Here is a 20,692-nt window from a genome sequence, read left to right as displayed (position 1 = left end):
GCCTCGCGGCCTACCCGCTCTTCGGCTTCTTGGGTGGCTTCGTCTTGCCAGGAGGCGGGGGTGGGGTGGGCGTCGGTGCGGGCGCCGTCGTCGTGGGCTGCGGCGCCGGGGCCGGGCCGCTGCTCGGGTAGATGGTGACCGAGCTTCCGGCACGCACCCGCGAGCCCGGCGACGGGTTGGTGGCGGCGACCAGGCCCTGGGCGATGTTCGAGCTCTGCGGCGAGCCCACCGACACCGAGAAACCCGCGTCCTCGAGCGTCTTGGTCGCATCGGCGATCGACTGGCCCGTCGTGCTCGGCACGCTGACCTTGTCTCCGTACAGAATCTTGTCACTGGGGTTGCCGAAGTTCTCGCGCGGCATGCCCTTGGTGGCGGACTCCATGAAGTCAGCCCACAGCGGTGCAGACAACGTCGCGCCGTACATCTGGCGCGGGTACTTGGCCTTGCCGGTGTCGATGCCCTTCATCTGCTTCGTCTTGTCGGGGTGCCCGAACCAGACGGCCGCGGCGAGCTGCGGCACGTAGCCCGCGAACCACAGGTCGGTGGACCCGTTGGTCGTACCCGTCTTACCGGCTGCCGGGCGCCCGATGCCGTTGCCGCGGGCGGTGCCGCTCGTGATGACCTTCTCGAGGGCCTGCGTGACACCGCGGGCGACGTTCTGGTCGAGGGCCTGGTCGCACTGCTGCTCGGGCAGCTTGATCTTCTTGCCGCCCAGCGCCGTCACGGCGGTGATGGACACCGGCGGGCAGTACAGGCCGTCAGCGGCGAACGTGGCGTACGCCGCGGCCATGGTGAGAGGCGCCACCGGCTCGATGCCGAGCGTGAGCGACTCGTAGGGCCGAAGGGCGGTGCTCATCTTGCCGTCGGCGCGATCCTTCTTGGACGGCGCCGCCAGGTGCATGCCGAGGTTGTCGGCGACGGCCAGCACCTTGCACAGGCCGACCTCGCCCTCGAGCTTGACGAAGGCGGTGTTGACCGACTTGGCGGTGAACTCCAGGAGGGTGCGGGTGCCGTGCTCGTTGCCCTCGCTGTTGCTCACGGGGTAGACCGGCGTGCGCAGGTCAGGGCAGCTGCCGTTGAGCTGGAAGTCGTCCTTCTTGAAGACGTGCCCGCTGACCGGCGCGTTCAAGGTGCTGTTGAGCGACTTGCCCTCCGACAGTGCGGCCGCGAGCGTGAACGCCTTGAAGGTCGAACCGGTCTGGAAGCCGTTGCCGCCGCCGTAGACGTTGTCGACGTTGTAGTTGACGACCGTCTGGCCCTTCTTGGGGTTGCGGCCGTACGGACGGCTCTGGGCCATGGCGCGCACGGCCCCCGTGCCCGGCTCGACCACGGAGATCGCCGCTGCCACGTTGCTCTTGTTGCGCGCGGCCACCTTCTTGGCCACGGCCTTCTCGGCAGCGGCCTGCATCTTCGGGTCGAGCGTGGTCTGGATGGTGAGGCCGCCGCGGAACACCAGCGTGCGGCGCGCCTGCTCGGTGGCGCCGAACGCCTTGTTGGTGAGCACCTGGCGGTACACGTAGTTGCAGAAGAAGGGGTAGCGCGACCCGTCGCAGCCGTTGCCGGCCGGCTTGATCTTCAGGCCCAGCTTGGTCTTCACCGCGGCGTCGTGCTGCTTCTGCGTGATCTTGCCGGTCTGCAGCATGCGCGCGAGCACGACGTTGCGGCGGTTCAGGGCGGACTTGGGATTGCGGCGGGGATCGAACGCGCCCGGCTGCTGCACGAGCCCGGCCAGCAGCGCCGCCTGCGGCAGCGTCAGCTTGGCGGCGGTGGTGGAGAAGAAGTGGCGGGCCGCCGTCTCGACGCCGTAGGCGCCGTCGCCGTAGTACGCGATGTTGAGGTAGCCCTCGAGGATCTGGTCCTTGCTCATCTTCTTCTCGAGCGCGACCGCGTACTTCATCTCCTGGATCTTGCGGGCGAGGTTCTTGTCGACGGCGGCCTTGGCGGCCTCCTCGTCGCCGGCGTAGATCGCGTTCTCCTGCAGCGTGAGCTTCACGTACTGCTGGGTGAGCGTCGACGCGCCCTGCGTGGAGTCACCGGAGGCGTTGTTGAGCGCGGCACGCAGCACGCCCTTGGGGTCGATGCCGCCGTGCTCGCGGAAGCGGGTGTCCTCGATCGCGATCTGCGCCTCGCGCATGATCGGCGCGATCTTCTTCAGCGGCACCACGACGCGGTTCTCGTTGTAGAACGTCGCGATCACGTGGCCGTCGGCATCGAGGATGCGCGACTGCTGCGCGAGCGGGCTCTGCTCGAGCTCGGCCGGCAGCGCGTCGAAGAAGTCGACGCCGGTGCGGGCCGTGGCACCGGCCGCACCCACCGCCGGCATGAACAACCCGGCCCCGACCAGCCCAGCCACCACGGCCGTGCCGATGAGGGCCGAGAGGAGGGTGAGGATGCTGACTATCCCGCTTCCGCGGTCGTCGGCCTGCCTCGTCATCCGTGCTCCTCCGCTGTGACGGACCTCGAACGGCCCTGGTCGCTGCGCGATCCGTGCGCGTGGGACTCCTCAGGGTAACCCGCGGACCTGACAAGGCGGCCAGTCACGCCTTGGGACGAACCCGATCGGGACGAAGGTCACGCCCTGTGACTAGTCACCGGTGGGCCAGGAATGGCCGGAACGGGTCATGGTCGCCACCCCCTCTCACTCCCTACCGTCTGTAGCGGGGAAAGGGTGGCGTCGTCGCACAGCCGGTGCCGGGTCGCCCGACGATTTTCAAGGGTGGAGACCGCCGATGAGCACCATGGCGAGCAACGCAGGGTGGGACCAGGACTGGGCGACGCGGGGGTCGTGCAGCCAGGGGGATCCGGACGACCTGTTCGTCCAGGGCGCGGAGCAGAACCGTGCCAAGGCGGTCTGCATGGGGTGCGTCGTGCGCACCGAGTGCCTGGCCGACGCCCTCGACAACCGCACCGAGTTCGGTGTGTGGGGCGGCATGACCGAGCGTGAGCGCCGGGCCCTGCTGAAGAAGCGGCCCAACGTGACGTCATGGCGGCGCCTGCTCGAGGCCGCCCGCACCGACCACCAGCGCACGGCCACGGACGACGGAGCCATCGCCATCTGAGGCGGCCCCTCGGCGGGCACTTCGGATCCGACGTGCACGCCTGGAGCGGTGGAACCGTGCACGTTGTGTACAAGGTGCACGGTTGGGGCGGTGGGGGTCAGGCGTCGCCGGCGAGGTCGGCGCCGATCTGGCGCAGGCCGGGCAGGTCGTGCACGTCCTGCGCGCAGGCCCGCACCCGGCGTACCGGCACCTCGCGGTGCGCGGCGGTGAAGTGGTCAGCGATCGCCTGCTCGCGCTCGGCGACGCGGACGCGGTCAGCGTGCAGGCGCAGCAGCGCTTGCGTGAGCGGGTGCTCCTTGCGCTCGGCGAGCGTCTCGGCGGCAGCGAGCGCCCGCTCGGCCGAGATGTCGACGTGGTCGGCGTCGTGCACGCGGTTGAGCACGAGGCCCGCGAGCGGCATGCGGTCGCGGTCGAGCCGCTCGACGAAGTAGGCGGCCTCGCGCAGCGCGTCGCGCTCGGGGGCGGCGACCACGACGAACGCGGTGCCGTCCGCCTGCAGCAGGCGGTACGTCGCGTCGGCCCGCTCGCGGAACCCACCGAACATCGTGTCCAGCGCCGCCACGAAGGTCTGCACGTCGCGTAGCACCTGCGCTCCGAGCACCTTGGTGAGCGTGTTGGTCACCACGTTGACGCCGGCACTGAACGCCTTGAGGTACGCCCGACCACCGGCCTTGGCCGGCGCCGCGAGCAGGCGGATGAACCGCCCGTCGAGGAACGAACCGAGGCGCTGCGGCGCGTCGAGGAAGTCCAGGGCCGAGCGAGACGGCGGGGTGTCGACGATGACGAGGTCCCACGTGCCCTCGCGGTCGGCCTGGCGGCGCAGCTGGCCGAGCTTCTCCATGGCCATGTACTCCTGCGTGCCCGCGAACGAGCTCGACAGCGCCTGGTAGAAGGGGTTGGCCAGGATCTGCTGGGCCTTCTCGGGCGAGGAGTGCGCCTCGACGATCTCGTCGAAGGTGCGCTTCATGTCGAGCATCATGGCGTCGAGCCGGCCGCCCGCCGCCTGGTCGACGCCCTTCACCGCGCGCGGGGTGTTGTCGAGCTCGACCAGCCCCATGCTCTGCGCCAGCCGGCGGGCGGGGTCGATCGTGAGCACGACGACCTTGCGGCCCTGCTCGGCCGCGCGCAGGCCGAGGGCCGCGGCGGTGGTCGTCTTGCCCACGCCGCCGGAGCCGCAGCACACCACGATCCGGGTGGCCGGGTCGCGCAGCAGGGCGTCGACGTCGAGGGCGGGTGGGCTGAGCGGCGGCACCTCGTGGCTACGGCGCGGGCTCATGCCATCCCCTGCTCGCGCAGGACGTCACCGAGTCGGCACAGCGCGCTGAGGTCGATGGCTTCGGCGAGGGCGGGCAGCTCGTAGACGGGCCGGTCGAGCGCGTCGATCTCGCCCCGCTCGCGCTGCTGCAGCGCGACGCGCTGGGCGTGCTCCTCGGCCTCGGAGAGCAGGGCGCGCACGGCGGTGTCGGTGTGGGGCAGGCCGGCGTCCGCGAGCCCGCCTGCCACCTCGGCGGCGTCGAGGCGTCCCTTGGCCGCCGCGGTGAGCCGACGGCCGGACAGCACCGGGTCGCGCACGAGGTTGACGACGATCCCACCCACGGGCAGTCCCGCCTCGTGCAGCGCGGCGACGCCGTCGACGGTCTCCTGCACCGGCATCTCCTCGAGCAGCGTCACCAGGTGCACTGCGGTCTGGGGCGAGCGCAGCAGCGTCGTGATGGAGTCCGCCTGGCCGCGGATCGGCCCCACGCGCGCGAGCCCGGCGACCTCGTTGTTGACGCCGAGGAACCGGGTGATGCGGCCGGTGGGCGGAGCGTCGAGCACGACGGCGTCGTAGACCGGACGCCCGTGCGCCCGGCGGCGGACGGCCTCGTAGACCTTGCCGGTGAGCAGCACGTCGCGCACACCCGGGGCGATGGTGGTGGCGAAGTCGATGGCGCCGAAGCGCTCGAGCAACCCGCCCGCGCGGCCCAGCTTGTAGAACATCTGCAGGTACTCCAGCAGCGCCGCCTTGGGCTCCACCGAGAGCCCGAAGACCTCACCGCCGCCAGGCGCCGTCGCGACCCGGTGCTCGTCGTACCCCAGCTGCGGGACGTCGAGCAGCTGGGCGATGCCCTGGCGGTCCTCGACCTCGGTGAGCAGCACCCGCTGGCCGTCGGTCGCGAGCGCGAGCGCGAGCGCGGCGGCGACGGTCGTCTTGCCGGTGCCGCCCTTGCCGGTGACGACGTGCAGGCGCACGCCCTCCCAGTCGCGGTCGCGGCCGGCGCTCGCCGCCCGAGCCGTGGTCGCCATGGTGAGGAGGCTACCGACCGGTACGGCCGGTCGCGTGGGCAAGGTGCTGCAGCACCACGGGCCACGCCGGCGACTGCGGGTCGATCAGGCCGAAGTGCTCGATCGCGGGCAGGACGACGACCGGTTGGCCGGTGCGGTCGGCGTAGGTGAGCGAGAGCGCTGGCGGCACGACGTCGTCGTCAGCGCCGTGCAGCGCGGTCACCGGGATCAGCGGTCGGCCGAGCGCGGTGGGGTCGCACGCGGCGTACAGCTCGGGCACGTCGGCGGGCCCGCCGCCGAGCAGCGCCTCGACCGCCGAGCCGCCCTCACCGGGGTCGAGCCCGAGGGCTGCCGCTTGGGCGAGGTCGAGCACGCCGCCGAGGCTGATCGCCCCGGTGGCTGCCGTGGTGGCCTGGGTGGCGGCCCAGGCCACCAGGTGGCCGCCCGCGCTGTGGCCCAGCAGCACGGTGCGCGCGGTGTCGACGGCGACGCCGGCGTGCTCGGCGGCCTCGGCGACCAGCCCGGGCACGCGCTCGACGGCAGTCGCGACGTCCTCGAGGGTGCCGGGGAAGCCACCGCCGTCCATGCCGGTGCGGCGGTACTCGATGGCGGCGACGGCGTACCCGGCGTCGGCCAGACCGGCGCACTGCGGGCCGGTGTGATGGCGGTCGAACTCGGCGCGCCAGAAGCCACCGTGCACGACCACCACGAGCGGCGCGGCGTCGTCCGAGGGGTTCGTCGGCCAGCGGACGTCGGCCACGTGCACGGGCAGCCGGCCGTACCAGACCGTGGCGTCGGGCGGCGGTGCCGGGCGGTCGAGGACGTCGCGGGGGTTGCTCACGCTGCCATCCTCGCCTGACGTGCGCTGCCGTGCATGATCACGCCCGAGGTAGGCGGCCCCTTCTGGCGTGATCATGCACGCCAGCGCACCCCGGTGGTGGGCGTGCGGCCGGGTGCGGCAGGATGCCAGCCATGGCCAAGTGGGAGTACGCGACGGTTCCGCTCATCGTGCACGCGACCAAGCAGATCCTCGACCAGTGGGGCGAGGACGGCTGGGAGCTCGTGCAGGTCGTCACCGGCGACGCCGGCAACCTGGTCGCCTACCTGAAGCGGGAGAAGTGAGCATGGGGGACGCCGTGGGTCAGGTCGAGCAGCGCCTCGCCGAGCTGGGCCTCAGCGTGCCGGACGTCGCACCGCCCGTCGCGGTGTACGTGCCCGCCGTCCGCGACGGCGACCTGGTGTGGACCTCCGGGCAGCTGCCCATGGTGGGCGGCTCGCTCGCCGCGACAGGCAAGGTCGGCGACGCGGCCGGCTGCGTCAGCCCGGACGACGCCAAGGAGCTCGCGCGCACCTGCGCCCTCAACGCCCTCGCCGCCGTGAAGTCGGTGGTCGGTGACCTCGACCAGGTCGAGCGCGTCGTGAAGGTCGTCGGTTTCGTGGCCAGCGAGCCGGGCTTCACCGGCCAGCCTGGCGTCGTCAACGGCGCCAGCGAGCTGCTGGGTCAGGCCTTCGGCGACGCGGGCATCCACGCGCGCAGCGCTGTGGGCGTCGCGGTGCTGCCCCTGGACGCGCCGGTCGAGGTCGAGATCACGGTTCGGGTTCGCTGATCCTGGCCGCGTCGCGCCGCTCCAGGGCGGCGGAGAGCGCGAGCCGGAACGCCGTCGAAGCCAGCTCCACCGCGCACGCCCGCACGTCAGCGGCGCTGGGCGGCGGGTCGTCGTCCGCGGGGGCGTCGGGCGCGGGCGGGTCGAGCTCGAGGGACGGCAGCCGCTCGGCCAGGGTGTGTGCGCACTGAGCCGTGCGCTCGCTGACGCGCGCGACGTCGAGGTGCGGCAACCCCATGGCCACGAGCAGGTTCGACATCGCCAGGTACGAGGGGTCGGCGGCGAAGCCGTCGTCGGTGCGCCGCCCCAGTCCGAAGTCGGCGAGGCGCCCGAGCAGGCCGGGTTCGGCGCCCTCGAGCACCTCGACCGTCGCGCTCGACACCGGCACCTCGCCACCCGGCGGGAGCTCCTCGCGCACCAGACGCGCCAGCTCGGTGTGGGCGACGCCGCGGTCGACCAGCTGGGCGATCACCGACAGACTCAGGCCGCGGCCCAGCAGGGCCTGGATCAGCCGGAGCTGCGCGAGGTGCTCCTGCGAGTAGTAGCCGACCCGGCCGCGCATGCGCGGCGGCCGGATCAGCCCGCGCGATCGGTAGGCGCGCACGTTCCGCTCGGTCATGCCGACTGCGGCGGCCACCTCGGCGAGGGTGTACTCCCGTCGCACCGTTCGTTCCTCTCGTGAGCCTACGATCGCGGCATGCTGCGTGAATTCCCGCTGAACCCGCGGTTGCTCGACCACGCTACGACGTTTAGCCAGCGCCAAGCGGGAGATCCTGCGCAGCCACGGCGTGCCTCGACGGTGATCTTGCTGCGAGACGGCGGCTCGGGCGGCGGTCCGGACGGCGGGCCGGGCGGCGGTCCGGGCGGCGGTCCGGGCGGCGGTCCGAGCGGCGGGCCGGGCGGCGGTCCGGGCGGCGGTCCGGGCGGCGGGCCGGAGGCGTTCGTCCTGCGCCGGACGTCGTCCATGGCCTTCGCGGCGCACATGCACGTGTTTCCCGGTGGCGGGGTCGACCCGCGCGACTGCGACGACGACGTCGCGTGGGGCGGGCCGAGCCTGACCGAGTGGGCGCGGCGGTTGCGCGTGCCGGCGCCCGAGGCGTCGGGGCTGGTGTGCGCGGCGGTCCGCGAGCTGTTCGAGGAGTGCGGTGTGCTGCTCGCCGGCCCGGCCGGCGGTGAGGTCGTGCGCGACGTCAGCGACGACTCCTGGGAAGCCGACCGCTTGGCGCTGCTCGACCGCTCGCTCGCCCTCTCGGAGCTGCTCGAACGGCGTGGCCTGCAGCTGCGCACCGAGCTGCTCAGCGCGTGGAGCCACTGGTGCACACCGGTGTTCGAGCCGCGCCGCTACGACACGTGGTTCTTCGTCGCGGCCCTGCCGCACGGGCAGGTGGCGCGGCACGTGAGCGGCGAGGCCGACCACTCGACCTGGTTGCCGGTGCGCGAGGCGGCCGAGGGGGGTCGCACGGGCCGCCTGGCCATGCTGCCGCCCACGCTCGTGACGCTCGAGGAGGTCGCGGCCTGCGGTGAGATCGCCGACGTGCTGGCCCAACCTCGCGAGCCGCGGTTGCTCATGCCCTGGCTGGTGCGGCGTCCGGACGGACTCGGCGTGCGCATCGACCTCGACGGCCGAGGCGGCGGAGAGCCCGGGCCGGCGTCGGGCATCGAGGACGCGCCGTGACCGCTGCCTGGCCCGGCGGAGCCGTGGGCCGGCGGGCTCGTTGCGTGCTCGCGCCCAACCCCTCGCCGATGACGCTCGACGGCACCAACACCTGGGTGCTGCTCGAGCCGGGCGCCCAGCGGGCGGTGGTCGTCGACCCCGGCCCGGACGACCCGGCGCACCTGGAGGCGGTGCTGGGCGTCGTCCGGGAGGCCGGGGCCGTCGTCGCGATGACGCTGCTGACCCACGGCCACCTCGACCACAGTGGCGGCGCCCGGCGGTTCCACGAGCTCACCGGCGCGCCCGTGCTCGCGCTGGATCCGTTGCAGCGCCTGGGTTCTGAGGGTCTGGCGCAGGGCCAGCAGCTCGACGTCGACGGCCTGGCGCTCGAGGTGGTGGCCACGCCCGGGCACACGTCCGACTCGCTGTCGTTCCTCCTCCCGGCCGACGCGGCCGTGCTCACCGGCGACACGGTGCTGGGGCGGGGCACCACCGTGGTGGCCCACCCGGACGGGCGGCTCGCCGACTACCTGGAGTCGTTGCGGCGCTTGGGTTCGCTCGCACGCGACGGACGCATCGGGACGGTGCTGCCCGGCCACGGGCCGGCGCTCGATGACGCCACCACCGTCATCGACCGCTACCTCGCCCACCGCGGCCAGCGGCTCGAGCAGGTGCGCGCCGCGGTGGCCGGGGGGGCGACCACCGCGCGGCGCGTGGTCGAGGTGGTGTACGCCGACGTCGACCGCTCGCTGTGGCCCGCGGCCGAGCTGTCGGTGCGCGCCCAGCTGGACTACCTCAGCGACCCGAGTTGACCGCCACCTCGCGCACCTCACCGCTGGCGACGTTCCAGTGGTCCATCACCTGCTGGTACGCCCCCGTGTCGAGCAGCGTCTCGAGTGCTCCCTGCAGCGCGTCGCGCAGCCCTTGCTCGCGCTTCGACACCGCGATGCCGTAGAGGCCGGGCTCGTACTGCGCCGTCGACGCCAGCTGGTAGTGGGCCTTGGTGCGCACGTCGCTCGTGAGGTAGCTCGCGGGTGGGTAGTCGTTGAGCACCGCGACCGCGCGGCCGGTGCGCAGCTGCACCAGCGCGTCGGAGTTGGTGGGGAAGGTCTTGATCCGGATGGGCTGCCCGGCGCAGTTGGCCTGGCTGCGCTTCACGAGGTCGACCTGGGTGGTGCCGTCCTCCACCGCGACGACCTTGCCGCACAGGTCCTTCAGGTCGGTGACGCCGTCGGGGTTGCCGCGCTGGACGACGATCGACGTCCCGGCGTTGAAGTAGTTGACGAAGTCGACCTCCTGCTCGCGCTCGGGGGTGTCGGTCACCGCCGAGATCGCGACGTCCAGCGAGCCGTCGGCGACGTGCGGCAGCAGCTCGGTGAAGTCGACGTTCCGGAACTCCAGGCGCACGCCCAGCACCGCCCCGATCTGCTGCGCCAGATCGGGCTCGATGCCGACGATCGTGCGCCCGTCGGGAGCGAAGAACGACATGGGTGCGTAGGAGGCGTCGGTGCCCACCCGCAGCACGCCGGACGCCTTGACCGCGTCGGGCAGGCGGTCGTGCAGCGCGCGGTCGACCGACACCGTCGGCCCGGCCGACTTCGCCGGCTCGGCGGACGGCGCGTCACCGCACGCGCTCGCGGTGAGCGCGGTGAACCCGAGGACGGCGGCCAGCAGTGCGGCCCGAGCGGAGCGGTGGTGCGTCATGTCAGGGACCTCTCGTGTGCGGCGGAGAACGCGGAGACGACCTCCGTCCAGGGAGCCGGGCGCATCCACAGGTAACCCTGCGCGCGGTCGCACCCGGCGTCCGACAACCAGCGGGCGACGTCCTCGGTCTCGACGCCCTCGGCGGTCACGGTGCAGCCGAGGCTGTGCCCGAGACCGATGACCGAGCCGACGATGGCGCGGTCCTGCTCGCTGCCGGAGAGCCCGGCGACGAACGTGCGGTCGATCTTCACCTCGGCGACGGTGAGCGTGCGCAGCTGCGACAGGCTCGTGAACCCGATGCCGAAGTCGTCGACCGAGATCTGGATGCCCTGCCGGGCGAGCTCGCTGACCACCGCTGCCGCCGTCTCGGGGTCGAAGGCCAGCGCCGTCTCGGTGACCTCCAGGTGCAGCTGCTCGGGCGGCGTGCCAGTCTCCTCGAGCAGGGCCGCGACGGTGCGCGCGAAGTCCAGCGAGCCCAGGTTGCGAGCCGAGACGTTGACCGCGACGGTCCAGGCGACGCCCTGCGCCGTCCAGCGCGCGTGGTCGGCCAGCGCCCGGCGCAGCACCCACACCGTGAGCGGCTCGATGAGCTCGGAGCGCTCGGCCACCGGCAGGAACTGACCGGGCTGCAACAGCCCGCGCTCAGGGTGCTCCCAGCGCACGAGCGCCTCCACGCCGTGCACCTCGCCGCTGCCGAGATCGAGCTTCGGCTGGTAGTGCAGCACCAGCTCGTCGCGCTCCAGGGCCAAGCGCAGCTCCTGCTGCACCACGAGGGAGTGCGTGGGATGGTGCTCGCCCGCGGGCTCGTAGACCACCACCCCGGTGGTGCCGTTCTTGCCCTGGTACATCGCGGCGTCGGCGTGCTGCAGCAGCTCCTCGAGGCTCTGCGCGTCGTCGGGGTAGAAGCAGACGCCGAAGCTGGCCTCGACGCTCAGCCGCACGCCGTGGATGACGATCTCCTCGGCCAGCTGACTGCGCACCCGGGCGAGCAGCGCCACCGTGCCGGTGCGGTCGGTGGCTCGGGGCAGCACGATGCCGAACTCGTCACCGCCCAGGCGCGCGACCGTGTCGTCGGTGCGCAGGGCGCCGTGCAGGCGCTGGGCCACCACCTTCAGCAGCTCGTCACCGGCGTGGTGGCCGAGGGTGTCGTTGACCTCCTTGAAGTGGTCGAGGTCGACCAGCACGAGCGCGCCACCCTCGCCGCGTTGCCCGTCCTGCACCGCGTCGCCGGCGACGCGGCGGAACAGCTCGCGGTTGGCGAGCCCGGTGAGCGGGTCGTGCAGCGCCTGGTGCTCGTGAGCGGCGGCGTGGCGCCGCAGCGCGCGCGTCGTCCACCACGAGATGAGCGCGAGCACCGCATACAGTGCGAGCAGGCTCAGGCCCAGGTGCCAGATGGCCCGGCGCGTCTCGGCCTGCACCTTGGCGGCGATCGCGTCGTAGGGCAGGTACACCTCGAGCACGCCGATCGCCTGGCCGCTCGCGGCGGCGATCACGGGCTGCAGCACGCGCACGGTGGCGCCGGGTGCCTGCTGAGGGTCGTCGACGATCTGGACGTCGGTGCCGCCGGCGGCGGCCGTCCGGAACGCCGGGTCAGTGGGTGAGACGGCGCCGAGCACGCTGCCGTCGTCGGAGAACGCGACTGCGCCGCCGAAGCTGCGCAGCCGCAGCCGCACGACCGAGCCGTGGAAGAGCGCGAGGTCGGTGGCCGAACGCAGCCGCTCGAGCTCGGTGTCGCTCAGCCCGGTGGCGAGGTCGGCGCCGGTGAGGGCGGGTCCGATCGCCATCTCGTCGATGACGGCGGCCTGCGCCCGGCCCTGCTCGCGCCCGCGCTCGAGGGCCTGGTCGTGGTACCCGCGCAGCAGGACGGCGCCGAGCACCGCCACCGGCACGAGGCTCGCGGCAGCGTAGACGACGAACAGGCGCGAGCCGGTGCGTCGTCTGCTGCGTGAGGTCATGCCGTCCTATCGGCACGCCTCCACGCGACATGAACCGCGTCTGTGGCCCGTCCCTGGCCCGTCTCTGGCCGGGCGCGATCAGGGCGCGGTGGGGTCAGCGCGCGCGGCGGCGCAGCCGCTCGACGTCCATGAGGACGACGGCGCGCGCCTCGAGCCGCAGCCAGCCCCGGGTCGCGAAGTCGGCGAGCGCCTTGTTGACGGTCTCGCGCGACGCCCCGACGAGCTGGGCGAGCTCCTCCTGCGTGAGCTCGTGGGCCACCAGGATGCCGTCGTCGGTGGGGCGGCCGAAGCGCGTCGACAGGTCGAGCAGCGCCTTGGCCACGCGGCCGGGGACGTCGGAGAACACCAGGTCGGCGAGCGTCTCGTTGGTCCGGCGCAGCCGGCGGGCCAGGGCGTTGAGCAGCGTGAGCGCGACCTCGGGGTGCTGGACCAGCCACGGCTTCAAGGCGTCGTGGCCGAGTCCGATGAGTCGGGTGTCGCCCACCGAGGTCGCGGTGGCCGTGCGGGGACCGGGGTCGAACAGGCTCAGCTCGCCGAACATCTCCCCGGGGCCGAGGATCGCGAGGAGGTTCTCCCGGCCGTCACTGCTCGTGCGGCCGAGCTTGATCTTGCCTTCGACGATGACGTACAGCCGGTCGCCCTGGTCGCCCTCGGCGAACAGGACCTCCGAGCGGCCGAGGCTGACCTCGAGCATCGAGCGGCGCAATGAGGCGGCCGACTCCTCGTCGAGTGCGGCGAACAGCGGGGCGCTGCGCACGATGTCGTCGTCCACGAGGTCTCCTTCGCCGGGCGGCGCGGAGCCGTCGACGCCCGCGTCCGGGGGAAGTCTGCCCTACCGTGACGTTCGACACTAACCACCGCCCCCCGGTGCAGCCGCACGGGGAGGGGCCGGTCCTGAGGGTCAGAGCCCGAGGCAGCGGGCAGGGTCCTGGGCGAGCTGGTCGAGCAGCTGCTCGGTGGCCTGCGCGAGCTCGGCCCGGGCCTGGTTCCCCGCTACGTCGAGGCCGCGGGCGGTGTCGGACAGCGACCGCAGCAGCTCGGGGCCGCGCACCTCGCCCACGACCAGGGCCGACCGCACGAGCGGGTCGAGCTCGCCGGGGCCGGTCAGCTCGTCGAGGCCGGTGAGCCGGGCGACCTCTAGGTCCGACCGCGCCTGCACCAGCCGACGCAGCCAGGACAGGCGCTGCACCTCACCCAGGAGGCGTCGACGCTCGGTGCGCAGCCGCTCGCACGGGGTGGCGTCGCGCTCGGCTGGCAGGGTGAGGTTCACCCCAGCGATGTCGGAGCGGCGGGAGCGGCGCTTGAGATGCTCCGGCCACGCTCACCCGACCGGATCATCGACCCGAGCTGTCAGCGGCGCCACGTACCCTGAAGGGCGTGTCGACACCGCCCGAAGCGCCACCCACTGCCCTGGTCCGCCGGGCCCGCAAGACCTACCGCGAGCTGCATGAGCTCTACCCGTACGCCCACTGCGAGCTGGACTTCGACAACCCCCTGCAGCTGCTCGTGGCCACGGTGCTGTCGGCGCAGACCACCGACGTCATGGTCAACAAGGTGACCCCGCAGCTCTTCGCCCGTTACCCCGACGCGGCCGCGCTGGCCGCGGCTGACCGCGACGACCTCGAGACGCTGCTCAAGCCGACCGGCTTCTTCCGCGCCAAGACCGACAGCGTCCTGAAGCTGAGCGCGGCGCTCGTCGAGCGGTTCGACGGCCAGGTGCCGCCCCGACTGGCCGACCTCGTCACCCTGCCCGGAGTCGGCCGCAAGACCGCCAACGTGGTGCTGGGTAACGCCTTCGGCATCCCCGGCATCACCGTCGACACGCACTTCGGGCGCCTCGTGCGCCGGTTCGGCTGGACGACGGAGACCGACCCGGTCAAGGTCGAGCACGCCATCGGTGCGCTGTTCTCGCGCAAGGACTGGACGATGCTCTCGCACGTCCTGATCTTCCACGGGCGCCGCACCTGCCACGCCAAGCGCCCGGCCTGCGGTGCCTGCCCGATCCAGCGGCTCTGCCCGGCGTACGGCGAGGGCGAGACCGACCCCGTCAAGGCCCGCAAGCTGCTGAAGTACGAGCGGGCGCAGGAGGCCTCGGCGTGACGCCGGCGCTGCCCAGCGACTGGCTGGACCGCCTGGCGAGCGTGCCGTCGACCGCGCGGCCCGAGCAGCTCTCGCGGTTCCTGCCGCCGGAGTCGGGTGGGCGGCCCTCGGCCGTGCTCATGCTCTTCGGCACCGACGACGCCGGCCAGCCCGACGTCCTGCTGACCCAGCGGTCCAGCTCGATGCGCTCGCACGCCGGCCAGGTGTCGTTCCCCGGCGGCTCGCTCGACCCGGACGACGACGGCCCGGTCGACGCCGCGCTGCGCGAGGCGCACGAGGAGGCCGGCGTCCTACGGGAGGGCGTCGAGGTGCTGGGTGAGCTGCCGTCGCTGTTCCTCCCGCCGAGCGGCTTCGTCGTCACCCCCGTGCTGGCCTGGTGGCGCGAGCCGTCGCCGGTCACCGCCGTCGACCCCGACGAGGTCGCCCGCGTCGAGCGCGTGCCCCTTGCTGACCTGCTCGACCCCGACAACCGCGTGACTGCCCGTCACCCGAGCGGATACCTCGGGCCGGCGTTCACCGTGCGCGGGCTGTTCGTCTGGGGGTTCACCGCCGGGCTGCTGTCGCGGGTGCTCGACCTTGCGGGACTCACGTTCCCCTGGCAGCGTGAGCGCGTGGTCGACCTGCCCGCCGACGTCCTGGCGCTGCTGCAGTGATCGACCTCGTGCTCGCGCTCGTGATCCTGGGGTACGCCGTGTCCGGCTACCGCCAGGGCGCTGTCGTCGGCTTCCTGTCGCTGGCCGGCTTCCTCGGCGGCGGTGCCCTCGCGATGTGGGGGCTGCCGCGCCTGCTCGACCGCTCGCTGGCGATGGACGGCACCGACCTGCGCCGCGTGCTGCTGCTCGTCGTCGGCGTGCTGCTCGCCGCCGCACTGGGGCAGGCGCTCGCCGTGGCGGTGGGCGTCCGGCTGCGCAACCGCGTGACCGCGCGGCCGGCCCGAGTGGTCGACGCCCTGCTGGGAGCCGTGGCCAGCGTCGTCGCGGTCTGCCTCATGGTGTGGCTCATCGCGGCGGCCGTGCGCGGCGGCCCCTCGCAGTCACTGTCGCGGGCCGTCGCGCAGTCGCGGATCGTCACCGCCATCGGCCAGGTCGTCCCGCCCCAGACCGGTCGGGTGTTCGCGGGCTTCCGCTCGCTGCTCGACGCCGAGGGCTTCCCCCGAGTGTTCGAGGGCTTCGGCCCCGAGATCATCCGCCCGGTCGCCCCGCCCGACCCGGCGGTCGTGCAGACCCCCGGTGTGCAGCGGGCGGCCGAGAGCATCGTCAAGATCACCGGCGACGCCAGCTCGTGCGGCCGGTCTCAGGAGGGCAGTGGCTGGGTGCTCGACCGGGGCGTGGTCGTCACGAACGCCCACGTCGTGGCGGGCGTGCGCGAGCCGACGGTGCGCGTGGGCGGCGCGGGCCGCTCGTACACGGCCCGCGTGGTGGTCTTCGACCCTGTGCGCGACCTCGCGGTGCTCGATGTCGACGGGCTGACGGCGCCGGCTCTCACCCGGGCCGACGACCTGTCGCGAGGCGACCAGGCCGTCGTCGCGGGATTCCCGCTCAACGGGCCCTACCGCCTCGACTCGGCGCGCGTCCGCGACGTCATCACCGCCCGCGGTGAGGACATCTACGGCAGCAAGCCCTCGGTGCGCGAGGTCTACTCGCTCTACGCGCGGGTGCAGCCCGGCAACTCGGGCGGACCGCTGCTCGACCCGCAGGGGCACGTGGTCGGCGTGGTCTTCGCCAAGAGCCTCGACGACGACTCCACCGGCTACGCCCTCACGATGGATGAGGCGCGCCCGGTGCTGCAGAGGGGGCTCACGGCCGACCGGACGGTGTCTACCGGCCCCTGCGCCGCCGGCTGAGCCGTCAGCCGGCCGAGGTCACGGCAGCGTGGCGAGCCACTCCAGCAGCAGGGCGGTGACGTCGTCCGCGCGTTCCTCGGGCAGGAAGTGGCCGGCGCCCTCGAGCTCGAAGTAGCGGTAGGAGCCCTGCACCCAACGGGTCGACTCGCGCACGGTCGAGGCGAGCACCGCGGGGTCGCGCGAGCCCTGGATGTGCAGCACCGGCACCGTGACCGGCTGGTCGACCCGCTCGACGAAGCGGCGACCGTCCGAGCGCACCGACGAGCGCACCACCCACCGGTAGTACTCCATGGCCGAGTGGGCGACGAACGGCACCTGCATCGCCTCGGTGTAGGTGCGCACGATGTCGCGGCCCTCGTCGTCGACCCCGGGCCACGACGTGCCGGAGCCCTTGCGCAGCAGCTCCTCCACCGCCGTCCCGCCGCTCGACAGGTGGCGCTCAGGGTGGAACGGCAGCTGGAACGACCAGATGTAGCTGCTCGCGCCGAGCTGGCGGACCGAGCGGCGCAGCGAGCGCTTCATCGCCAGGGGGTGCGGGATCGACAGCGCCGCGACGGCGCGGGTGACGGCCGGCTCGAGGGCCGGCATCGACCAGGCGATCCACCCACCCCAGTCGTGCCCGACGATCACCGCGTCGTCGCTGCCGAGCGAGCGGACGACGGCGGCGACGTCCGCGGCCAGCGTGGGGGTGTCGTAGCCGCGCGGCGGCTTGTCGGACGCGCCGTAGCCGCGCAGGTCCATGGCCGCGACGCGGTAGCCGGCCTCGGCGAGCGCCGGGATCTGGGCGCGCCAGCACCACCACATCTGCGGGAAGCCGTGCAGCAGCACGACCAGGGGGCCCTCACCAGCCTCGGCGACGTGGAAGCGCGCGCCGTTGGCGGCCACGAAGCGGTGGCGCCAGGGCCCGTCGTGCAGGACGTGCGTGGCGTCGACGGCGGTCACGGGGTCAGTCTCACAGATCGCGGCGTCCGCGGCGGACGCCCGGGAGTCAGGGGGTGTGCGGCTTGATGCCCTTGAGGGTGTTGACGGTCTCCTTGGTGGTGCGCACCGTGCGCTCGGGCGGGCCGGCGCGGCCGATCTGCGACTTGCCCACCAGCGCGAGCACACCGGTGATGATCAAAAGCACCACCGCGACGATGAGGAACGCCAGCCACGGCGACAGGCCCGCGGCGACCAGGCCGTACGCCGCTGCGATGAGCAGCAGGATGAGCGCCAGGAACGCCACGACCCCCGCGACGGCGAACATCGCGCCACCGATGGCCGCCGCCTTCACGTCGGCCTTCAGCTCGGCCTTCGCCAGCGCCACCTCGCTGCGCAGGATGCTCGAGAGGTCCGAGGACGCGTCGGCCACGAGCTGGCCGAGGGTGCGACCGCCGTCCACCGCAGGGGGCCGGCCCACCACGGGCGGCGTGGTGGGGGACGGCGTGCTCGCCGTGGCGTCGCTCATGTCGGGCTCCTCCCTGGTGGCGCGTCCGACGTCCGGACCGGTTCGAGCCTAGGGGCAGCGGGCGCACTTCGCCTGCTGCGTGGCGTCCCTGCACCACCAGGTTGTGGCACGGTGACGGGATGGCTGCGGCGTCGCACCGGGGGTCAGGGGGTGGCGTCGGCCTCGGCGAGGCGACGGTAGGCACGGTCGCGCCTGCGGAGCACCAGGGCCGCGAGCGCCGCGGCGAGCAGCGAGCCCGCGAGCACCGCGGCCTTGACGTGGTCGTCGCGCGGGCTCCCCTCACCGAAGGCCAGCTCGCCGATGAGCAGGCTGACCGTGAACCCGATGCCGGCGAGCAGCGACAAGCCCCCCACGTCACCCCACTCCAGCCCCTCGTCGAGCTCGGCGCGCGTGAACCGCGCGGTGAGCCACGTGCCGCCGAACACCCCGACCGCCTTGCCCACCACGAGGGCGACGACGACTCCCCAGGCCACCGGGTCGCGAACCGCCGCGCTCAGGCCGCCGCCGACGAAGGTCACGCCGGCGGCGAAGAACGCGAAGACCGGCACCGCGACGCCGGCGGAGAACGGCCGCACGGCGTGCTCCAGGCGCTCGGCCGGCGACTGCTTCTCGTCGGTCCGCGACCGCACGGGCACGGTGAGGGCGAGCAGCACGCCGGCCACGGTCGCGTGCACACCGGACGCGTGCACCAGACCCCAGGTCGCCAGGCCCAGCGGCAGCAGCAGCCACCACCGGCCGAGGCGTCGCTGCGCGAGCAGGCCGAACCCCAGCAGCGGGACGACGGCGGCGAGCAGCCAGCGCACGTCGAGGTCGGCGGTGTAGAAGACCGCGATGATCGTGATGGCGATGAGGTCGTCGACGACGGCGAGCGTCAGCAGGAACGACCGCAACCCCGACGGCAGGTGCGAGCCCATGACCGCGAGCGCCGCCAGGGCAAAGGCGATGTCGGTGGCCGTGGGTACGGCCCACCCGCGCGCGGCGCCGGCGGTGCCCGCGGTGACCGCCAGGAACAGGGCGGCCGGCACGACCACGCCGGCCACCGCGGCGACCACGGGGAGGACGGCGCGCTGCACGTCGCTGAGGTCGCCCACGATGAGCTCGCGCTTGAGCTCGAGGCCGGCGACGAAGAAGAACACCGCGAGCAGCCCGTCGCTGGCCCAGTGGCTGAGGTCGAGCTGCAGGTGCAGGGACGCCGGCCCGACCGTCAGGTGCTTGAGCGCGTCGTAGGCCTCGCGCCAGGGCGAGTTGGCCCACACCAGCGCGACGCCGGCCGCGACCAGCAGCAGCACGCCGCCGACGGTCTCGGTGCGCAGGGCGTCGGCGACGAACGTCGAGTCGGCGAGGTTGCGCGTGCGGTGCAGCAGGCGGCGGGCAGGTGTCGGCGGGGGGGAGGTGGCGGGGCTGGGCACGGGCGGCTCCTCGTCGGTCGGGCCGCTCCGGGCGCGGCTCACGGGGGCACGACGCGTCAGGTGAGACGTCGCGGCCGACCAGACTTCCCGGCGCTCCGCGTCCAGGGTACCGGCAGCAGGTGCGACCGCCTGCGACTCAGTCCTCGGGCTCGGCCCAGTCGAAGGTGCGCTCGACCGCGCGCGACCAGTCGGTGAGCAGCTGCTGGCGCCGGTCGTCGGCCATGCTCGGCTGCCAGCGGCGGTCCTCGGCCCAGTTGGCGACCAGCTCGTCGGTGCTCGCCCAGAACCCCACCGCGAGACCAGCCGCGTAGGCCGCGCCCAACGCCGTCGTCTCGGCCACCACCGGCCGCACGACGTCGACGCCGAGCAGGTCGGCCTGGAACTGCATGAGCAGGTCGTTGGCCACCATGCCGCCGTCGACCTTCAGCTCGGTGAGGGGGACGCCGGAGTCGGCGTTCATCGCCTGGATCACCTCGTAGGACTGGAATGCGGCCGCCTCCAACGCAGCGCGGGCGAGGTGGCCGCGGTTGACGTACCGCGTGAGGCCCACCACGACACCGCGCGCGTCCGAACGCCAGTGCGGCGCGAACAGGCCCGAGAAGGCAGGCACGATGTAGGCGCCGCCGTTGTCGTCGACACTGCGTGCCACCGCCTCGATCTCGTCGGCCGAGCCGATCAGACCCAGGTTGTCGCGCAGCCACTGCACGAGGGAGCCGGTCACGGCGATCGACCCCTCGAGCGCGTACACCGCTGGTGCGTCGCCGAGCTGGTAGCACACCGTCGTGATGAGCCCGTGCCGGCTCACGACGCGTTCGTGGCCGGTGTTGAGCAGCACGAAGTTGCCTGTGCCGTAAGTGTTCTTGGCCGTTCCGGGCTCGAAGCACACCTGCCCGAAGGTCGCCGCCTGCTGGTCGCCGAGGATCCCGGCGATGGGGACGCCGGCCAGCACCCCACCAGCGCGCACCTGGCCGTAGACCTCGCTCGACGAGCAGATCTCGGGGAGCATCGCCGTCGGGACGCCCATCTCGTGGGCGATCGACTCGTCCCAGGCCAGGCGCTCGAGGTCCATCAGCATGGTCCGCGAGGCGTTGGTGACGTCGGTGACGTGTCGCCCGCCGTCCGGTCCACCGGTCATGTTCCAGACCAGCCAGGAGTCGATGGTGCCGAAGGCCAGCTCGCCAGCCTCGGCGCGCTCGCGGGCGCCGTCGACGTGGTCGAGGATCCAGGCGACCTTGGGTGCCGAGAAGTAGGTGGCGAGCGGCAGACCGACGCGCGCTCGGTAGCGGTCGGCGCCCCCGCCGAGGTCGCCCAGGCGGCGGCAGATGGCGTCGGTGCGAGTGTCCTGCCACACGATGGCAGGGTGGATCGGCTCGCCGGTGGCGCGATCCCAGACGACCGCCGTCTCGCGCTGGTTGGTGATGCCGACGGCCGCGACGTCCGCGGGTTTGAGGTCGGCACGGGCGAGGGCGCCGGCGCACACCTCGCGCGTGTTCTTCCATATCTCCAACGGATCGTGCTCGACCCAGCCGGCGCGCGGGAACGACTGCCGGTGCTCGAGCTGATGACCCGCCACCACCCGACCGTCGTGATCGATGATGAGGCAGCGGGTGCTGGTGGTGCCCTGGTCGATCGCGGCCACGTACATGCCCGCA

The 20,692-nt window shown here is 73.1% G+C and carries 21 protein-coding genes; 8 read left to right on the top strand and 13 right to left on the bottom strand.

Annotation, left to right across the window (positions count from 1 at the left end):
• Window positions 1-10: 10 nt before the first annotated feature.
• On the bottom strand, window positions 11-2,434 hold the full coding sequence (locus ASD06_RS15575) for a transglycosylase domain-containing protein (RefSeq protein WP_056679738.1): 2,424 nt from the start codon (window positions 2,432-2,434) through the stop codon (window positions 11-13).
• A 304-nt stretch (window positions 2,435-2,738) separates the two neighbouring features.
• Here ASD06_RS15575 and ASD06_RS15570 point away from each other — a divergent pair, with 304 nt between their 5' ends.
• The gene (locus tag ASD06_RS15570; protein WP_056681082.1) at window positions 2,739-3,059 is read left to right on the top strand and encodes a WhiB family transcriptional regulator; all 321 of its coding nucleotides are present in this window, start codon (window positions 2,739-2,741) and stop codon (window positions 3,057-3,059) included.
• Window positions 3,060-3,156: 97 nt separating this feature from the next.
• Here the strand turns inward: ASD06_RS15570 and ASD06_RS15565 are convergent, their stop codons facing one another.
• Genes ASD06_RS15565 through ASD06_RS15555 form a run of 3 tightly spaced genes read right to left on the bottom strand, consistent with a single transcriptional unit; the run spans window position 3,157 to window position 6,165 of the window.
• A complete protein-coding gene (locus ASD06_RS15565) occupies window positions 3,157-4,335 on the bottom strand; it encodes an ArsA family ATPase (protein WP_056679734.1) in 1,179 nt (392 codons plus the stop codon).
• Window positions 4,332-5,345 (bottom strand): ArsA-related P-loop ATPase, encoded by a 1,014-nt coding sequence (locus ASD06_RS15560; RefSeq protein ID WP_056679730.1) that lies wholly within the window; start codon window positions 5,343-5,345, stop codon window positions 4,332-4,334. Before ASD06_RS15560 ends, ASD06_RS15565 begins: the two co-directional genes overlap by 4 nt.
• A 10-nt stretch (window positions 5,346-5,355) precedes the next feature.
• On the bottom strand, window positions 5,356-6,165 hold the full coding sequence (locus tag ASD06_RS15555) for a S9 family peptidase (protein WP_056679727.1): 810 nt from the start codon (window positions 6,163-6,165) through the stop codon (window positions 5,356-5,358).
• A gap of 131 nt (window positions 6,166-6,296) precedes the next feature.
• On the opposite strand from ASD06_RS15555, the gene ASD06_RS18985 reads away from it, so the two are divergent.
• Window positions 6,297-6,446 carry a DUF4177 domain-containing protein gene (locus ASD06_RS18985; protein WP_157371755.1) on the top strand — a complete coding sequence of 50 codons (150 nt, stop codon included), beginning with the start codon at window positions 6,297-6,299 and terminating at the stop codon, window positions 6,444-6,446.
• Between the two features lie 14 nt (window positions 6,447-6,460).
• Window positions 6,461-6,931: a RidA family protein gene (locus ASD06_RS15550; protein WP_157371803.1), complete on the top strand. Its 471-nt coding sequence runs from the start codon at window positions 6,461-6,463 to the stop codon at window positions 6,929-6,931.
• On the opposite strand, the gene ASD06_RS15545 is transcribed toward ASD06_RS15550, so the two are convergent.
• Window positions 6,912-7,592, bottom strand: a complete 681-nt coding sequence (locus ASD06_RS15545) for a MerR family transcriptional regulator (RefSeq protein WP_056679722.1) — start codon at window positions 7,590-7,592, stop codon at window positions 6,912-6,914. The two genes, ASD06_RS15550 and ASD06_RS15545, sit on opposite strands and share 20 nt — an antisense overlap.
• 33 nt (window positions 7,593-7,625) lie before the next feature.
• On the opposite strand from ASD06_RS15545, the gene ASD06_RS15540 reads away from it, so the two are divergent.
• Complete coding sequence (locus tag ASD06_RS15540; protein WP_235502368.1) at window positions 7,626-8,603, top strand: hypothetical protein; 978 nt, start codon at window positions 7,626-7,628, stop codon at window positions 8,601-8,603.
• A complete protein-coding gene (locus tag ASD06_RS15535) occupies window positions 8,600-9,394 on the top strand; it encodes an MBL fold metallo-hydrolase (protein WP_056679716.1) in 795 nt (264 codons plus the stop codon). The genes ASD06_RS15540 and ASD06_RS15535 overlap by 4 nt, the downstream gene beginning before the upstream one ends.
• Here the strand turns inward: ASD06_RS15535 and ASD06_RS15530 are convergent.
• The 4 genes from ASD06_RS15530 to ASD06_RS15515 all read right to left on the bottom strand — a co-directional run bounded on the left by ASD06_RS15530 (window position 9,378) and on the right by ASD06_RS15515 (window position 13,511).
• Window positions 9,378-10,286, bottom strand: coding sequence for an ABC transporter substrate-binding protein (locus tag ASD06_RS15530; protein WP_056679713.1), 909 nt, complete (start codon window positions 10,284-10,286; stop codon window positions 9,378-9,380). The genes ASD06_RS15535 and ASD06_RS15530 overlap by 17 nt on opposite strands.
• Window positions 10,283-12,241 (bottom strand): bifunctional diguanylate cyclase/phosphodiesterase, encoded by a 1,959-nt coding sequence (locus ASD06_RS15525; protein ID WP_056679710.1) that lies wholly within the window; start codon window positions 12,239-12,241, stop codon window positions 10,283-10,285. The genes ASD06_RS15530 and ASD06_RS15525 overlap by 4 nt, the downstream gene beginning before the upstream one ends.
• Window positions 12,242-12,335: 94 nt before the next feature.
• Complete coding sequence (locus ASD06_RS15520; RefSeq protein ID WP_056679707.1) at window positions 12,336-13,013, bottom strand: Crp/Fnr family transcriptional regulator; 678 nt, start codon at window positions 13,011-13,013, stop codon at window positions 12,336-12,338.
• A 129-nt stretch (window positions 13,014-13,142) separates the two neighbouring features.
• A complete protein-coding gene (locus ASD06_RS15515; RefSeq protein ID WP_056679704.1) occupies window positions 13,143-13,511 on the bottom strand; it encodes a hypothetical protein in 369 nt (122 codons plus the stop codon).
• 98 nt (window positions 13,512-13,609) lie between these two features.
• Between ASD06_RS15515 and nth the strand changes: the two genes are divergently transcribed.
• Genes nth through ASD06_RS15500 form a run of 3 tightly spaced genes read left to right on the top strand, consistent with a single transcriptional unit; the run spans window position 13,610 to window position 16,184 of the window.
• Window positions 13,610-14,341 carry an endonuclease III gene (gene nth, locus ASD06_RS15510; RefSeq protein WP_369853780.1) on the top strand — a complete coding sequence of 244 codons (732 nt, stop codon included), beginning with the start codon at window positions 13,610-13,612 and terminating at the stop codon, window positions 14,339-14,341.
• The gene (locus ASD06_RS15505) at window positions 14,338-14,994 is read left to right on the top strand and encodes a CoA pyrophosphatase (protein WP_056679698.1); all 657 of its coding nucleotides are present in this window, start codon (window positions 14,338-14,340) and stop codon (window positions 14,992-14,994) included. Before nth ends, ASD06_RS15505 begins: the two co-directional genes overlap by 4 nt.
• Window positions 14,991-16,184: a MarP family serine protease gene (locus ASD06_RS15500; protein ID WP_056679695.1), complete on the top strand. Its 1,194-nt coding sequence runs from the start codon at window positions 14,991-14,993 to the stop codon at window positions 16,182-16,184. The genes ASD06_RS15505 and ASD06_RS15500 overlap by 4 nt, the downstream gene beginning before the upstream one ends.
• Window positions 16,185-16,202: 18 nt before the next feature.
• Here the strand turns inward: ASD06_RS15500 and ASD06_RS15495 are convergent, their stop codons facing one another.
• The 4 genes from ASD06_RS15495 to glpK form a co-directional block, all read right to left on the bottom strand.
• Window positions 16,203-17,126, bottom strand: a complete 924-nt coding sequence (locus ASD06_RS15495; protein WP_056679692.1) for an alpha/beta fold hydrolase — start codon at window positions 17,124-17,126, stop codon at window positions 16,203-16,205.
• 46 nt (window positions 17,127-17,172) lie between these two features.
• A complete protein-coding gene (locus tag ASD06_RS15490) occupies window positions 17,173-17,631 on the bottom strand; it encodes a phage holin family protein (RefSeq protein ID WP_082538111.1) in 459 nt (152 codons plus the stop codon).
• 143 nt (window positions 17,632-17,774) lie between these two features.
• Complete coding sequence (nhaA, locus tag ASD06_RS15485; RefSeq protein WP_056681074.1) at window positions 17,775-19,040, bottom strand: Na+/H+ antiporter NhaA; 1,266 nt, start codon at window positions 19,038-19,040, stop codon at window positions 17,775-17,777.
• 136 nt (window positions 19,041-19,176) lie between these two features.
• Window positions 19,177-20,685 carry a glycerol kinase GlpK gene (gene glpK, locus ASD06_RS15480; protein ID WP_056679690.1) on the bottom strand — a complete coding sequence of 503 codons (1,509 nt, stop codon included), beginning with the start codon at window positions 20,683-20,685 and terminating at the stop codon, window positions 19,177-19,179.
• Window positions 20,686-20,692 lie beyond the last annotated feature (7 nt).

Source organism: Angustibacter sp. Root456 (assembly GCF_001426435.1).
Lineage (GTDB): Bacteria > Actinomycetota > Actinomycetes > Actinomycetales > Angustibacteraceae > Angustibacter.
This window is presented reverse-complemented; position numbering and strand designations above follow the sequence as displayed.